Source organism: Marinomonas vaga (genome assembly GCF_055388305.1).
The window spans coordinates 2,958,462-2,974,413 of sequence record NZ_AP043903.1 but is presented as its reverse complement, the minus strand read 5'-3'; the positions used below and the strand labels follow the sequence as shown (position 1 = coordinate 2,974,413).

The 15,952-nt window shown below is 45.7% G+C and carries 14 protein-coding genes; 4 read left to right on the top strand and 10 right to left on the bottom strand.

Annotated features, from left to right (window positions below):
* Positions 1-50: 50 nt before the first annotated feature.
* The 3 genes from groL to ACZ5DR_RS13915 form a co-directional block, all read right to left on the bottom strand.
* Positions 51-1,688 carry a chaperonin GroEL gene (gene groL, locus ACZ5DR_RS13925; RefSeq protein ID WP_377367223.1) on the bottom strand — a complete coding sequence of 546 codons (1,638 nt, stop codon included), beginning with the start codon at positions 1,686-1,688 and terminating at the stop codon, positions 51-53.
* Between the two features lie 53 nt (positions 1,689-1,741).
* Positions 1,742-2,032: a co-chaperone GroES gene (locus ACZ5DR_RS13920; RefSeq protein WP_377367221.1), complete on the bottom strand. Its 291-nt coding sequence runs from the start codon at positions 2,030-2,032 to the stop codon at positions 1,742-1,744.
* Positions 2,033-2,160: 128 nt separating this feature from the next.
* Positions 2,161-2,637: an FxsA family protein gene (locus ACZ5DR_RS13915; RefSeq protein WP_377367219.1), complete on the bottom strand. Its 477-nt coding sequence runs from the start codon at positions 2,635-2,637 to the stop codon at positions 2,161-2,163.
* A gap of 49 nt (positions 2,638-2,686) precedes the next feature.
* Between ACZ5DR_RS13915 and ACZ5DR_RS13910 the strand changes: the two genes are divergently transcribed.
* On the top strand, positions 2,687-2,998 hold the full coding sequence (locus tag ACZ5DR_RS13910; protein WP_377367217.1) for an MGMT family protein: 312 nt from the start codon (positions 2,687-2,689) through the stop codon (positions 2,996-2,998).
* A gap of 20 nt (positions 2,999-3,018) precedes the next feature.
* Here the strand turns inward: ACZ5DR_RS13910 and ACZ5DR_RS13905 are convergent, their stop codons facing one another.
* On the bottom strand, positions 3,019-3,504 hold the full coding sequence (locus tag ACZ5DR_RS13905) for a YajQ family cyclic di-GMP-binding protein (RefSeq protein ID WP_377367215.1): 486 nt from the start codon (positions 3,502-3,504) through the stop codon (positions 3,019-3,021).
* Between the two features lie 84 nt (positions 3,505-3,588).
* Between ACZ5DR_RS13905 and ACZ5DR_RS13900 the strand changes: the two genes are divergently transcribed.
* Positions 3,589-4,554, top strand: a complete 966-nt coding sequence (locus tag ACZ5DR_RS13900; protein ID WP_377367213.1) for a ketopantoate reductase family protein — start codon at positions 3,589-3,591, stop codon at positions 4,552-4,554.
* A gap of 21 nt (positions 4,555-4,575) precedes the next feature.
* Here the strand turns inward: ACZ5DR_RS13900 and ACZ5DR_RS13895 are convergent, their stop codons facing one another.
* Together ACZ5DR_RS13895 and ACZ5DR_RS13890 are read right to left on the bottom strand one after the other, a co-directional pair.
* Entirely contained in the window at positions 4,576-5,409 is an 834-nt protein-coding gene (locus ACZ5DR_RS13895) for a CvfB family protein (protein ID WP_377367211.1), read from the bottom strand.
* A 53-nt stretch (positions 5,410-5,462) separates the two neighbouring features.
* On the bottom strand, positions 5,463-6,023 hold the full coding sequence (locus tag ACZ5DR_RS13890) for a DUF1415 domain-containing protein (protein WP_377367209.1): 561 nt from the start codon (positions 6,021-6,023) through the stop codon (positions 5,463-5,465).
* A gap of 161 nt (positions 6,024-6,184) precedes the next feature.
* Between ACZ5DR_RS13890 and ACZ5DR_RS13885 the strand changes: the two genes are divergently transcribed.
* Positions 6,185-7,411, top strand: a complete 1,227-nt coding sequence (locus ACZ5DR_RS13885; RefSeq protein ID WP_377367207.1) for a DEAD/DEAH box helicase — start codon at positions 6,185-6,187, stop codon at positions 7,409-7,411.
* Between the two features lie 66 nt (positions 7,412-7,477).
* On the opposite strand, the gene ribA is transcribed toward ACZ5DR_RS13885, so the two are convergent.
* Both ribA and ACZ5DR_RS13875 read right to left on the bottom strand, forming a co-directional pair.
* Positions 7,478-8,086: a GTP cyclohydrolase II gene (ribA, locus tag ACZ5DR_RS13880; RefSeq protein ID WP_377367205.1), complete on the bottom strand. Its 609-nt coding sequence runs from the start codon at positions 8,084-8,086 to the stop codon at positions 7,478-7,480.
* A gap of 76 nt (positions 8,087-8,162) precedes the next feature.
* Positions 8,163-8,642, bottom strand: coding sequence for an Lrp/AsnC family transcriptional regulator (locus ACZ5DR_RS13875; RefSeq protein WP_377367203.1), 480 nt, complete (start codon positions 8,640-8,642; stop codon positions 8,163-8,165).
* A 184-nt stretch (positions 8,643-8,826) separates the two neighbouring features.
* On the opposite strand from ACZ5DR_RS13875, the gene leuA reads away from it, so the two are divergent.
* On the top strand, positions 8,827-10,500 hold the full coding sequence (leuA, locus tag ACZ5DR_RS13870; protein ID WP_377367201.1) for a 2-isopropylmalate synthase: 1,674 nt from the start codon (positions 8,827-8,829) through the stop codon (positions 10,498-10,500).
* Between the two features lie 113 nt (positions 10,501-10,613).
* On the opposite strand, the gene ACZ5DR_RS13865 is transcribed toward leuA, so the two are convergent.
* Together ACZ5DR_RS13865 and ACZ5DR_RS13860 are read right to left on the bottom strand one after the other, a co-directional pair.
* Positions 10,614-11,534 carry a GGDEF domain-containing response regulator gene (locus tag ACZ5DR_RS13865; protein WP_377367199.1) on the bottom strand — a complete coding sequence of 307 codons (921 nt, stop codon included), beginning with the start codon at positions 11,532-11,534 and terminating at the stop codon, positions 10,614-10,616.
* Complete coding sequence (locus tag ACZ5DR_RS13860; RefSeq protein WP_377367197.1) at positions 11,531-15,877, bottom strand: PAS domain S-box protein; 4,347 nt, start codon at positions 15,875-15,877, stop codon at positions 11,531-11,533. The genes ACZ5DR_RS13865 and ACZ5DR_RS13860 overlap by 4 nt, the downstream gene beginning before the upstream one ends.
* Between the last annotated feature and the right edge of the window lie 75 nt (positions 15,878-15,952).

The window sequence follows — 15,952 nt, the reverse complement described above, 5'->3', positions numbered from 1 at the left end:
AAAAAGCCCCGCATTTGCGAGGCTTTTTACTTCCTAAAGGCGTAAGCGGATTACATCATGCCGCCCATACCACCCATGCCGCCCATATCAGGCATAGCTGGAGCATCTTCTTTCGGAATTTCAGCAATCATGGCTTCAGTAGTGATCATTAGACCCGCTACAGAAGCAGCTGCTTGTAGTGCAGAACGAGTTACTTTGGCTGGGTCTAGGATACCCATTTCCAACATATCACCGTACTCACCTGTGGCAGCATTGTAACCGTAGTTACCTTCGCCCTGCTTAACTTTGTCTACTACAACAGAAGCTTCGTCACCTGCGTTAGAAACGATTTGACGCATTGGCGATTCCATCGCACGTAGCGCTAGAGTAATACCAACGTTCTGATCTTCGTTGTCGCCTTTAAGGCTTGTTACTTTAGTCAATGCACGTACTAGAGCAACACCACCACCCGCTACAACACCTTCTTCAACCGCTGCACGAGTTGCGTGAAGTGCGTCGTCTACACGCGCTTTCTTCTCTTTCATTGCTACTTCAGTGGCAGCACCGATCTTGATAACAGCCACACCGCCCGCTAATTTAGCAACGCGCTCTTGTAGCTTCTCTTTGTCGTAGTCAGAGGTAGAGTTAGCGATTTCAGCGCGAATCTGCTCAACACGTGCTGTGATAGAAGCGTTGTCACCAGCGCCATCAACAACCGTAGTGCTCTCTTTCGTCAAAGTAACACGCTTAGCTGTACCTAGGTGCTCTAGGGTAGTGCTTTCTAGAGAAAGACCTACTTCTTCAGAGATTACTTGAGCACCAGTCAAGATAGCGATGTCTTGAAGCATTGCTTTACGACGATCACCAAAACCAGGTGCTTTCGCTGCCGCAACTTTTACGATACCGCGCATAGAGTTAACAACAAGCGTTGCTAGGGCCTCACCTTCAACATCTTCCGCAATGATAAGCAGAGGACGAGACGCTTTTGCTACGCCTTCAAGAACTGGTAGCAAGTCACGGATGTTTGAAATTTTCTTATCAACAAGAAGGATGAATGGGTTTTCTAGTTCCGCACTCATAGTTTCTTGGTTGTTGATGAAGTAAGGAGATAGGTAACCACGGTCAAATTGCATACCTTCAACCACAGCTAGCTCATCTTCAAAACCTGAACCTTCTTCTACTGTGATAACGCCTTCTTTACCTACACGGTTCATTGCTTCAGCAATGATCTTACCTACAGAAGCGTCAGAGTTTGCAGAGATAGTACCTACCTGCTCTACAGCACGGCTGTCTGTACAAGGTGTAGACAGTGCAGCAAGCTCTTCAACGACAGCGTTAGTTGCCTTATCGATACCACGCTTAAGGTCCATCGGGTTGCGGCCCGCAGCAACGGCTTTAAGACCTTCAGTTACAAAAGACTGAGCAAGAACGGTTGCTGTGGTTGTACCGTCACCCGCCACATCGTTGGCTTGTGAAGATACTTCTTTAACCATTTGTGCACCCATGTTTTCGAACTTGTCTTCAAGCTCGATTTCTTTGGCTACAGACACGCCGTCTTTTGTCACAACCGGTGCGCCAAAAGATTTCTCAATAACAACGTTACGACCTTTTGGACCTAAGGTTACCTTAACCGCGTCAGCCAAGACGTTAACGCCTTTAAGCATTTTCTGACGTGCGCTATCTGAAAACTTTACTTCTTTAGCTGCCATTTTTTATATCCTAAATTTGTAAGTTCGCTAATCGATGATGTAACTAAAAAGACTTAGGCTTCGATGATGCCGTAGATTTCGTCTTCTTTCATGATAAGTAGTTCTTCGCCGTTAATCTTAACGGACTGACCTGAGTACTGGCCGAACAAAACAGTGTCGCCAACGCTTACAGCAAGTTCGCGAACATCACCGTTTGATTGAATACGACCCGTGCCCACAGCCAACACTTCGCCTTGAGTAGGCTTTTCAGTTGCAGACCCTGGCAAAACGATACCGGATGCAGTAGTTGTTTCTTCTTCTTTACGGCGAACAACGACGCGATCGTGCAAAGGACGAATATTCATTGATCTCTATCTCCAACGTTAATCAATACCAGGACTCCCCTGGCCGGATTAGCCCCACCGTTTGTGGCGGGATTCTTCATCGCAACTTTAATGTGGTTGACCAGAAGTATTTCAAGGCCAAAAACAAATTATTTTTTATCTATTAAGTCGTCATCGTCTTTTTCACTACGATACTCACCCTCAATGATCTCGCCATCATTACGGCGACCATTAGCGTTCTGGTGAGTCCAATTGGCACGCATATTCATTCGCTTCTTCAAAAAGTCCAATGCTACGGTGCCAGCGATACTTTTACGCAAGGGGGAAATTAACAAAATAGCGCCCACCGCATCAGTGACAAAACCAGGAATCAACAAGCAGATGCCAGCGAAGGCCAGCATAAAGCCTTCCGCCACTTCTGAAGCAGGAACTTCACCACGACGCAGTTTCTCTTGCGCTTTTTGAGAGGTTTCAAATCCTTGTCGACGAATCAAAGCCAAACCAACGATAGCCGTCAAAAAGACCAGAGCAACCGTGGTCAAACTTCCTATTTGTGAGCCCACTTGAATCAGTACAGATAACTCAATCACTGGGATCAGAATAAACAGCAATAATGCAAATCGCATGATAACCTTCTTATGTTTTCGAATATGAATGGATATGTAGGGTTAAATTTTGCCGAATCAAGAGATGGACAGTTTTAAAAGCAAGGTAATATTCATTCTTTCACATTTACCTGCAGGTCATGTGATTTCTTACGGAGAATTAGCAAAACAAGCCGGCCGGCCAAACAACGCAAGACAAGTAGGCAAAATTTTAAAAGAGCTCCCCAAAGACACAAAACTCCCCTGGTATCGCGTGGTCAACAGCAAACGTTATATTAGTTTTACTGAGGGGACTGAGGCTTATCGGCGCCAGCGGAGCGCATTAGAGCAAGAGGGCTGGGTGATTTCTGGTCAACGCCTAATAATAAAAGAGGCGCCCTAGGCACCTCTTTTATTGCTTATCTAATCACGGAAGTTATTAAACTGAAGCGGCAATTCTAAATCGGCGCCTTTTAGCAGCTGCATAACTTGCTGAAGATCATCACGCTTTTTCCCTGTGACACGTAATTGCTCACCCTGAATTTGCGCTTGAACTTTGATCTTGCTGTCTTTGATCATCTTCACGATTTTCTTCGCTTCCGCTTGATCAATGCCTTCTTTCATTTTGATTTCTTGAGTCGCACGAAGGTTGCCTTCAACAATCGAACCACGCTCAATGGTTTTCAAGTCAATACCGCGATTGACCAGTTTTTGCGATAAAATATCCACCATCTGGCGCAACTGCATCTCAGCTTTGGCCTCTAAAACAACCGCTTCCTTTGCTTTCATTGAGTAGCTTGCGTCTACCCCTTTGAAGTCATAACGGGTTGTAATTTCACGATTCGCTTGGTCTACAGCGTTGGTCACTTCGTGCCAGTCAAGTTCTGATACTACGTCAAAAGATGGCATTTTCGCCTCCTCCATTCGATATTTACGATTTTGGGCGGCATAATAGCAGGGTTACCGTTAAAAAACTTCTATAAAGAGGTCTTAATGACTAAAGATGAATGGCTAGTAGTAGGAAATGGTGCCGTTGGATTACTTTGGGCTAGCAAACTTAGCGCCCTTGGAAACCCAGTCACAATTGTGCATCGTAGCGCCAGCCAACCGGAATCCCCCATCATAGTAGATTTCACAAATGATGCAGGTGAACCCCAGCAAAGCACTCATAATGTTACGTTTGCCACCCGCTCTGAATTAGAAGGCAAATACACTAAAGTGTTGTTATGCACTAAAGCTTTTGATCTGGTTCCTGCTTATTTAGATATTCGAGAACACACCAAAAAGCGCGGATTAATTGCCACCCTATGTAATGGCATGGGCGCTCAGCAGGATTTGATCCCACACCTCAAGAAACACCAAAATCTTTGGGCCGGCACGACCAGCGAAGGGGCTTTGAAAACCGCATCTAACGGTGTGCGCCAAACTGGCAATGGTGACACATTTTTTGGTTTACTGGTGGAAGATGAAAAAAACCTATTCGGCAATCAATTTCCTTATCCCGGAGTACAAAGCGAAAATGTTGAACAGCGGTTATTAGAGAAAGTTGCCGTAAATGCCATTATTAACCCCCTAACAGCCCTATTCTCAATCCGCAACGGACAAGTGCTTGAGCCCCCTATTCGTCCAATTTTTGATGCTGCAATCGATGAACTCTCTAGCGTCATGCAGGATGAGAAGTTTAAATACCGTGCCTACACATTAAACTTAACGCCAGAATTGCTCCATATGCGCGTCTCAACCGTCGCCAAGCTGACGGCCATGAATTGTTCATCCATGTATGAAGACGTCCGCAACCTACGCAAAACCGAAAACGAATACATCTCCGGCTTTTTTCATCGAGAGGCCAACACACCAACGCCTTTACAAGACTTCTTCTATCGAGCACTGAATGACCGCCCCCACTTAGAAGAGCACAAAAAAAAGCTCCTGAGTATGTATCAGGAGCTTTCTGCATAAAGAATTAAAGGGTGGCGGCGATTACTTCAAAGTCACCTTATCTTTCCTTAAGACAATCTTCTGTTCTTTGTACAAGGCACCTATGGCTTTTTTGAAGGTCGCCTTACTTACATTGAATACGCGAAAAATCTCTTGAGGGTCGCTTTTATCTGTTAATGGCATCTCACCGCCATTCTGTTCCATATGCTCAATAATCTGATCCAGCAAATTGGTCACTTTTTTATAGCCTGTTTGCTGAATGCTTAGATCAATCTTGCCATCTTCACGAACTCGCTTGATAAATGCAGGCAACTTATCCCCTTTGCGAACCTGTCCCACCGCATCTTGGAAAAACAAAACACCCCAAAAGCGATTATCAACGATACACTTAAAACCAATGTTGGTTTTATCGCCAATGATAATCTCGACTTTATCACCAGTGCGGTAAGGGGGCTCTTCCCGGTTAAGCAAGGCATCAATCTTAGTCGTTGCCACGATGCGGTTAGTCACCTGATCTAGGTATACAAACAGCAGGTGACGTTCGCCTTCTTCAACACGATTTTTTTGCTGGCTAAAAGGCACTAGCAAATCTTTTGGCAAGCCCCAATCAAAAAAGGCACCCACCTGATTGACCGCCACAGACATCAGCCCTGCAAATTCACCGACCTGAACTTTTGGCTCTAAAGTGGTGGCGATCAACTCATCTTCAGAATCCAAGTAGATGAACACATCCACTTGCTGACCTACTTTTAGGCCTTTAGGCACGTATCGCTTCGGCAGCAAGATCTCGCCAAATTGCTCCCCATCTAGATAGACACCAAAGTCTTTTTCTTTCACAACACGTAAATTATTCATGCGCCCGATATTGGCTGGCATATTATCTCCACATAGTACTTACGCCTGGGGGCACTGGCCCCGACAGACAAAATTTATTTTTCTACTTGGCTCATGCACTGACGCATAAGCTCCTTAAGCGCTGGCTCACCAGTACGCTCCATTAATTCGATATTTCGATCAGGAATACCCGACGTATCGCCGTAAAACTCTATGGCCTTATCCAAACTGCTTTCACGCAGCAAATGCAGCATAGGATACGGTGAGCGATTGGTATAATTAGAGACGTCACTTTCCTCGGCCCCAGCAAAACAATAGCTAGGATGAAAAGTGGCAAGCTGATAAACGCCTTCACAGCCCTGTTCAAACATAAGTTCCTCGGCATCATCAACGAAATCTAAATAACTCATAAATTCGTTGCATAAGGTCGGAAAAATCATCAAGGTTGTCTCTGTATCTGGGTGCTGATCCAACCAATCTACTTCAGCAATTAACTCTTCCAGCGCCACACTCGATTCACGTGTGCGAACAACCACATAACGAACACTGCCCCGCTCCACTTCACGTTTAGCAAACGGGCAAACATTCTTCGCCACGATGAAGGAATCTACCCATGCTTTTGTCTGAGCAATGACCAGCTCTTCCGTTAATTGCATAACCTAACCTTTTTCAATTTTTCGCCATTTTAGGGGATTCCAGAACCCCGGTCTAACACCATTCACCGAATCCGCAAAATTAACGACAAACAGATCCACCCAGAGGAATTGAAAGTGCTACAATGCGCCTAAATCACATCACGTTTCAACTGAGAGAATACATGTCCTTTTCCGAACTCGATCTGGATTTCACCATCGAACAAGCCATCGAAGATTTAGGCTTAACAGAACCTACCCCAATCCAAGAACAAGCCATTCCATTGGCAATGGATGCACAGGACGTTCTAGCGTGTGCGCCAACGGGCACAGGCAAGACCATCGCCTTTGCTGCGCCTGTCATTCAACACATTCTTGATCGGGACGAAGAATCCAGTCTTGCGCCGAAAGCCCTAATCCTTGCCCCAAGTCGCGAGCTGGCCCGACAAATCTTTCAAGTATTTGAGAAGCTACTAGTACATACCCGCATCAAGCTTCAAATTATTGTAGGCGGAATTCCCTATGGCAACCAGCAGCAACAGTTGAGCGAACCCTGTGACATTCTCGTTGCAACACCGGGCCGATTGGTAGAGCTGGATGAGCGCGGCTGGTTAGATTTCAGTGACACCTCCATGTTTGTTATCGATGAAGCAGACCGTATGTTAGACATGGGCTTTGTTGACGCCATCAAACACTTGAACAAACAATTGCCTCAACACCAAACCCTAATGTTCTCTGCCACCATTGATGGGGAGAAAATGGGCCGATTCGCGCGATCTTTGTTAAAGCCTGAAGCAGAGACTGTTCAGCTAACAGATTCTCCACGCAGCATCCCATCACAAATCAAGCAAGTAGCGTACCGCATCGATGACGAACCCCATAAAGACGCTGTCTTAACGCATCTTCTGAAACAAGAACGTGTGCAACAAGCCGTGGTGTTTGTCTCAAACCGTGACCATGTGGATGTCTGGGTACAAAAAATCCGTAAGTTAGGCTTCCGTTGTGATGGCCTACACGGGGAAATGAAGCAAAGCGACCGTAACGACAATTTAAAACAAATGAAGAAAGGCCGACTCCAAGTATTGGTGGCCACCGACGTTGCAGCACGAGGCATTGACCTCCCTGAGATCAATACTGTCATTAACGTGCGATTGCCACGCCGTGCCGACTCATATGTACACCGAGCAGGTCGCGCCTCCCGAGAGGGTAACCCTGGGGAATGCTACTCGCTCGTAGACATGCATGATCTGCCAATGATCGAAAAGATCCAGCGCTACATGCAAACCCCGATTCAATTCAGCAAGATCCCAGGGCTAGAACCCAAAACCAAGATCCGCACTGGCGCTTCTAAACCGAAAAAGAAGGCGCCTAAAAAAGACACTTCAGTAAAGAAAAAAGTGAAGAAAAAGTAACGAATTCACTAAAAAGGGAGCTTTCAAGCTCCCTTTTTCATTTCATCTGAATGCTTTAAAAAAGCGCTAATCATCCAGCTTAAGCGTGTGCTGTTTGCGACGAACCTTAGCCTCTAAATATTGGCGATTGTGCTGATTAACATGTACAGCGGTAGGAACAAGCTCAGTCACTTCCACATCGTTTTCAACTAATTGTGCCGCTTTGTCTGGGTTATTAGTCAATAATCGAACTTTGGACACCCCAAGTGCCTTCAGCATTTTTGCTGCAATAGCGAAATCACGACCATCTTCTGGCAAATGAAGCATCTCATTCGCCTCATAGGTGTCGTAACCCTGATCTTGTAACGCATAAGCATCTAACTTGGCATAAAGGCCAATACCCCGCCCTTCCTGACGCAGGTAAAGTATGTAACCACCTTCTTCGTTGATGCGGTCAATGGCTTCGTCTAATTGCTCGCCACAATCACAACGACCTGAACCAAATACATCACCAGTTAAACACTCGGAATGTAGGCGTACCAAAGGCACCTGATTTTTTGCTTCAGTGACGCCATCAAACGAAATCGCAATGTGCTCTTTGCCGCTTTCGTCACCGTTAAAAGATATAAATTCGGCCATGACGTCTCCGGCTCGGACCGGAATGACTACTCGACGTTTAACCGTTAGCTGATCCATTAATACTGCTCTCTCATTAAATAACGCAATTTGTGCGCGCATTATAAGGCGTTTTTTGTTGTTCGACTAAGGAAAACTACATTAAGTGTGTTAATGGCAGTGATGTATTTTCTTTAACACTGCGCAACAGGAAACTAGATTGAACACCTGACACACCCGGTATGCGGGTCAGTTTGCCTAGCAAAAAGTCATGGTAACGCTCCATATCTTCCACCACCACTTCTAGCAAATAATCACAGTTTTGCCCTGTCACTAGATTACAGGCTCGCACTTCATCAAAGGAATGCACCTGCTCTTCAAAGACCCCAAAACGATCTGGCGTATGTCGGTCCATGCTAATTTGAATAAATGCCGTTAGTTTTAAGCCAAGCTCAGAGCGTTTTAACAACATCACTTTACGATCGACTATTCCACTTTCTTCTAGAGCTTTTACCCGTCGTAAACAGGGTGATGGTGACAAGCCAACTCGATCCGCTAGCTCTTGATTGGTTAAGCTAGAATCTTGCTGCAATTCTTGGAGAATACGAATATCTATTTTATCAAACTTTGTGCTCACCTTAACCTCCAGCCACTTTTTATTAAAATTGCGCAATAATATTCCAAAGTTTCTAATAAAAGCCCATCAAAACGCAATCATTCTTCGATATAATTTCGTTAAACTGTTTATGTCGAGAGGGAAACCCAACCTCTTAAACACAAATTGAGCTATCCGCTCACACCTAAACTGAAAGGAAAAGAAAATGACTTCTTTTGATCACACTAAATACCGTCCGTTTGAACCGGTCGCCATTGAGAATCGCACTTGGCCCGATCAAGAAATCACTACTGCCCCACTTTGGGCGAGCGTAGATCTGCGTGACGGCAACCAAGCACTGGTTGAGCCAATGACTGTGGATCAAAAGAAAGAGTTCTTTAAACTGTTAGTAGATGTGGGGTTCAAAGAAATTGAAGTAGGCTTCCCAGCCGCTTCACAGCTGGACTTTGACTTCACTCGCTGGTTGATCGAAGAAGACCAAGTGCCAGATGATGTTTACATCCAAGTCTTAACCCAAGCGCGCCCAGAGTTGATTGAACGTACTTACGAATCTCTAAAAGGCGCTAAAAAAGCCGTTGTACACGTTTACAACTCCACCTCTAAAACTCAACGCGAGCAAGTGTTCCGTTTGGGTAAAGATGGCATTAAAGATATTGCCGTTAAAGGGGCTCAATGTGTGAAAGATCACGCAGAAAAACACCCTGAGACAGAGTGGGTCTTCCAATATTCACCTGAAAGCTTCACGGGCACAGAAACTGATTTTGCCGTGGAAGTTTGTGATGCCGTGATCGATGTATGGCAACCTACTCCAGAGAAAAAATGCATTATCAACTTGCCTGCAACCGTTGAAGTGGCTACACCAAACCGTTTCGCAGATCAGATCGAGTATTTTTGCCGCAAAGTGACTAAACGTGACAGCATCGTCATCAGCTTACATACCCACAACGACCGTGGCTGTGGCGTTGCGGCTGCTGAGCTTGGCTTAATGGCTGGCGCAGATCGTATCGAAGGCACCTTGCTAGGTAACGGTGAGCGTACCGGCAACATGGATGTCGTCACCATGGCCATGAATATGTACAGCCAAGGCGTAGATCCAAAACTTGCTCTTGGAGACATGGACCGCATTGTGAGCGTCGTTCAATCTTGCACACAATTGCCAATCCATCCGCGCCATCCTTATGCAGGCGAATTAGTTTTCACAGCCTTCTCTGGCTCACACCAAGACGCCATCAAAAAATGCTTGACTAACCAAACAGATGATAAACCATGGGATGTAGCTTACTTGCCAATTGACCCTCGTGACGTTGGCCGTAGTTATCAAGAAGTCATCCGAGTAAACAGCCAATCAGGTAAAGGCGGGGTTGCTTTTGCCCTAGAACAAGAATACGGCTTGGCACTACCTCGCTGGTTACAGGTTGAGCTAAGCCCTATTATTCAACGTTTCTCTGAAGAAGACGGTGGCGTAGTAGAAGCCGAAGACATGAAGCGCTTATTTGAGCAGAGCTTTATGACAGGCTCCAGCCCTTACGCACTTGGCAACTACAGCTTAACGAAAGACGAACGAGACAAGGTAACTGCGGCACTTAACCATGCCGGTGGTTCGGTAAACATCGAAGGTGAAGGGAATGGCGCTCTATCTGCGTTCACTGCGGCACTAAGCGACCACTTCAACATTCGTGTAGACATCGTTCAGTACCAAGAACATGCCTTGACGGTTGGCAGTGACTCTCAAGCTATTGCCTATGTACAAGCCAACATTGACGGGGAGCGTTTCAACGGCGCCGCCATTGATAACGATATTGTTTCAGCCTCCATTCAGGCGGTATTGGCAACGGTTAACCAAAAAGTTGCCGAAGCAAGCCAAGCAAGTGTGGCCTAATCAAGGTCACCTTGCCGAGGTTAGGTAGTCGACAAAATCGCCTTCCCTTAACCAATAAAGCCGAGCTACCGCTCGGCTTTTATCTTTTAGCCAGTCTCTAAAAAGCAGCCGCCCTATTCGCACTCTCGATAAATAGTCCGATTACGACCTTTAGCCTTGGCTTCATACAAAGCTTTATCTGCTAATTTGATTAATTCAAGTTGCCCCAGATTATCGCAGTAGGCCGTCACACCAAGGGAAACGGTAAGATTTAACTTATGCTCTCCACATATTATAGGGGCACCCGAGATTGCTTTGCGGTAACGCTCACACGCATTCACCGCGTCTTCAGCACTGGTATGAGAAAGGCACAAGCCAAATTCCTCACCACCAATACGGCCAATCACATCCCCCTTACGAAGAGAGGATTTCAAACGTGCGGAAACCTGACGCAACACCTCATCCCCCACATCATGACCATATTCATCGTTAATACGCTTAAAATGATCAATATCTAGCACTGCAACGCTTAGAGCTTGCTCATAGCGAGCTGCTTTTGCCATTTCATCGGTTAGGGATATCTCAAATGCACGACGGTTTGGCAGCTCAGTTAAGTAATCAGTCGTAGATAGAGCTTCTAGGCGTTTATTCATACTCACCAGACGATTACGCATATTAGCAATACGTGCCATGGCAAGTAACTTGGCGGCCAGCACCTTATGCTGAATCGGCTTAATCAGATAGTCATCTGCGCCCGCTTCAATACAGCGCTGAATATCTTCGTCTGTACCTGAGCCACTCAAAAAAATGATAGGTATCCAATCTTCCGGTGAATCTGTTTGAAGGGCCCGAATCTCACGAGCCGCTTCCTCACCAGATTTAATAGGCATGTTTAAATCGACAATTAAAAGATCCCAGTCGTAATAGCTATCTTTAAGAGTATTAACCAGCTCTTCCCCGTTTTGCACCTCAGATACCTGATGTCCAAGTTTTGCCAAATGAAACCTGAGCAGCATTCGGTCAGACAGTGTGTCTTCAGCTATTAGGATCTTCAAATCATTTTCCCTAAACGTCTAAGGTGCTCACACACACGCTCATATTCTTTCCAGATTTCTTCGATGCGAGCTTTGGCATCAAAGTTTTCAGCCGCTTGAGCGTCTTTTTCGAGCTGACCAGCCAATTCACTTAAGTGGAACGCACCAATATTAGCACTCACTGACTTTAAGCTATGGGCAGGTCGATACAAATCCACTTGCTCTCCCTCTTTGCTAACAATCTCATGGAAAGATTGAAACACGTTTTTTGCATCATGCACAAATGCCGCGACAATCTCATTTACCTGATCGCCCAACACCTCTTCTAAACCTGCCAACACAGACTCGTCGACACTTGTTTGCACCATTTTCCCACCACTTTCAGTTAAACTCAGATCATCCTCCACAACAGAATGATCTGACACTTCATTAAACAGTTTAGATGAAATTGTTTCTAATAATTCCTTACGTTTAAACGGCTTAGAAATATAACCGTCACCTCCCGCCGCCTCAACTTGCGCCATACTCTCAGGTTGAATATCTGCCGTTAGCGCAAAAATTGGAACCCGCTTACCGGTGCCGGATTCCATATCGCGTATAATCTTTATTGCAGTTAGGCCGTCCATAACAGGCATGTGAAGGTCCATTAAGATTATATCAGGGGAAAGTTCAAGCCACTTCTCCACCCCCAGCTGCCCATTCTCCGCAACCTCTACGGCGACACCTAACTGCCCTAGCATCCCCTGAGCCACAGCAAGGTTGGCTTTCATATCCTCAACCACCAAAACCGTTAAACCAGCCAATTCATTTGAAATAACAGGGGGCTCTTCCAAAATACGTCGCTCATCAGGAGTAACCGTAATCTGTGCCGCTTCCATTGTGTTGACCGCTTTCAGCCCCAGTATTAACTCTTGAACACTGGTGGGCTTATTGATGCACACTTGCACCCCCGCTTCACGCAGATCACTGGAATGCAAAGCCCCTGCCGAAGAAATCATCAACACTTTTGGCCATTGGCTGACAGGTAATTGTTGTCGTATTTGGCGACTCATCTGAAGCCCATCCATATCAGGCATTAGATAATCTAGAATTATCAGCTCATAGGGGCGCTTCTGGGAAGCAGCAGATAACACAAGTTCAATAGCAGCCAAGGCATTATTTTCAAACTCAGCATTGATATGGCAACGCTTAAGTTGATCTTCGAGAATCGACAAGTTGGTATCGTTATCGTCAACCACCAACACACGCTCAAAAGCATATCCTTGGTCTGGTGCAGCTTGCGGAAGGGGTTGATCGCTTAACCCCAGCGATAAGCCAATAGTGAAGGTTGTGCCGACTCCCACCTCACTCTCTAGAATAATGTCTCCTCCCATCAGATCCACCAACTGCTTGGTGATAGCAAGACCTAAGCCGGTGCCACCAAACCGTCGAGTGGTGGAGTTATCCGCTTGGGTGAAAGCTTGAAAAAGATTGCCCTGGGCATGGAAAGGAATACCTATCCCCGTATCTGACACACTGATTGCCAAATCTAAGACATGAGAGCTTGAATCAACTATGCCATCAACACTAATCACGATCTCACCTTCCTGGGTGAACTTAATGGCATTCCCTACTAAATTGGTCAATATCTGCCTAATCCGATAGGCATCACCATGAACGGCCGATATCCCCTGTAAATTGTATTGAACTAATAGATCAACACCTTTCGCTTCAGCTTTTACAACGAGCAACCGTGCTAGATCAAACACCAGTTTTTCAAGATCAAAATCAGCCAACTCTAAGGATAAGTGACCCGCTTCAATTTTTGAAAAGTCTAAAATCTCATTAATTAATTCCAGAAGGTTTTCACCTGAGTTTCGAATCACATCCATTTGGTAGCGCTGGCGATCGGTTAACTCGGTGCTCGCCAAAACCTCAGCCATTCCTAACACGCCATTTAGAGGAGTCCGTATCTCATGACTCATGGTCGCCAAGAAATTACTCTTAGCTTGGCTGGCCTGTATCGCTTCCTCCCTAGCACGCTTTAGAATGGCTTCAGTACGGTATCGTTCTGTAATGTCATAATTTACCCCTAGGAAATAACTTGGCGCACCAAATTCATCATATGCCACCTGAGCATTCGCCTTAATGTAACGCTGCTCACCCGAAGGCAGATTAATCCTAAAATCTGTGTCCAGATTCATTCCCGTTTCAACAGAACGATTAGCGGCCGCCTCCATCTTTACTAAGTCGTCTGGATGCACCAGTTCAGCCCATGCCTCGAACCCAAAAGGTTCACCTATAGGCACATCAATGCCATAGATGGCCACCATTTGCTCGTCCCAAACAAGCGCCCTAGTATTAACATCCATTTCCCAAACACCAATACCAGCAGACAAGGTCGCAATGCTTAGGCGATTTCGCGCCTTCTCGATATCGGCCTCAATCGCTAAACGGGCACTAATATCACGTGCATGAATAATAAAACCACGCAGCTCGCCTTTCTTATCTAAGATTTTGCTCCGCACATTCTCAGCCATAAAATGCGAACCATCCGCTCGCCTATATAGCATGCGATACTCACTGCGCTCTGAGGAACCAGGATTAGAATAGGCCAATCCTATCTCTTTAAATGACTCTTTATCGGCATATAAAAACTCTGGAGATCGACCTACAAGTTGGTCTTCACTGTAACCAAACAACGATAAGGTATGTGGATTCGCCATGACGATAGAGCGGTTTTCATCCGTCACAACAATTGCCTCAGGGGCATCCATAAATAGAGACCGGAACAACTCCATTTGCTGAGTCAGGGCCACTTGATAAGCTTGTTGCTCAGTGACATCTTGGAACGTCATTACCGCGCTTAAGCCTGTCTGCTCAAGCTCTTTTGGAATAGGTCGGTAGGAGAAATCAACAGGAAAACTCCGCCCCAATTGATCATAAAAATCAACTCCTTCCTTGGTAATTGGGGAGCCAGATGCCATAGCCGAAGAAACAACACAAGGTTCAGCATTCATTAACCTGTCTTGAGGTCGCAATAAAGAGCAGACAGGGCGACCAATCAAATCTTCAATCTGATAGCCGGTCATATCCACTGCGGCACTGTTGGCAAAGGTAATCTTATCCTCTTCATTAATGCCAAGTATGCCATCATGCACAGACGCCAAAATCAGCCGATGCTGCTCTTCAGCAGCCAACAGAGCTTGACGATCTTGCTCACGACTGTATTCGGCCCCCACCCACTGGCCAAAAAGCTTAAGCAGCTCGTACTCATCTTCACTGAAGTCTTTCGTACGCGCATGGGGGCTAGAAAAATTAAGAGTTCCCCAAACCTCGCCACCTACGTGGATGGACACACCGAGATACGCCTCAAGTTTAAATTGCTCGTAACAGGGATGAGTCGCTATCTCACTCTCACCAGCATGATAAAAACCGGTGACATCCTTACGCTCTAAGGTGTGAACACAGTAACACTCACCAAGATGAAAATGAGCCCCAGCTTCGATTTCACCGTTTGGAGAATGGCAAAACTCAACCTGATAATCATCTCCCTGCACGTGACTCACAATGCCAAAGGGAAGATGAAATAGCTCACAACCAAGCTCTAGGATCTCTTGAATCTTCCGGCTAAACGTTAAATTTTCACTGGCGGTAATGGAATGCAACTTTTGCAGTGCAAGGGTCGTGCGCTTGATAAAGGTTTGGTCATGCACACACACATAAATACCTGTGACCTGCCCTTCTTGCACTCGAGGGGTGAACACACAGTCCACAAAACGCTCATAGGAAGCTCCATTTTCCTGAGGGACTAGTATCACCACCTGCTCATCAATATGCTGCCCTGCCGCCGCTCGATCCAACAAGGGTTTTACTTGCTGAAACTGCCCATCTCCAATAATGTCTCGAACATTTAGGCCATAAAAAGATTCCCGAGGACGATTGTAGAGATCAACATAAAGCTGATTCACAAACTCATAATTAAAAGACACATCAATGCAGGACACGAGGAAAGGCAAACTATCAGCCATAGTCAGCACTTCCCTCATGGCAAGCGAGTCACTTTTAGCACTTCCTTGAATAAGAGATTGAAGTAATTGTATGAAATATTGGGAAGTGTCTTCTGAGCTGTCTTTGGAGATGCCGAGCCAACCTAAACTTGGCAGCAACTGCCAACGCAAATCCTGCAAAGCCGAATCACTGCAATGGGGCTGAAGATCACCTGCCTGTACCAACAGCCCAGTTTGATCAGCACTTATTATTGCCCAATTCTGTACGCCTGCAGCGTTTGAAAGTTTTGCTAGTGGCGCCAGATCTGGTGTGAACAAAGAAAAGTCACCACACCAAGTAATATCCGTAAAAGCAGGTTGAGTGCTTTGCTCCATAAGATAAATCGCTTATTCAAAGGTTTAACAAGACTTCCAGTCTAGCCCATAAATTCTAGCTATCATAGGTAACAA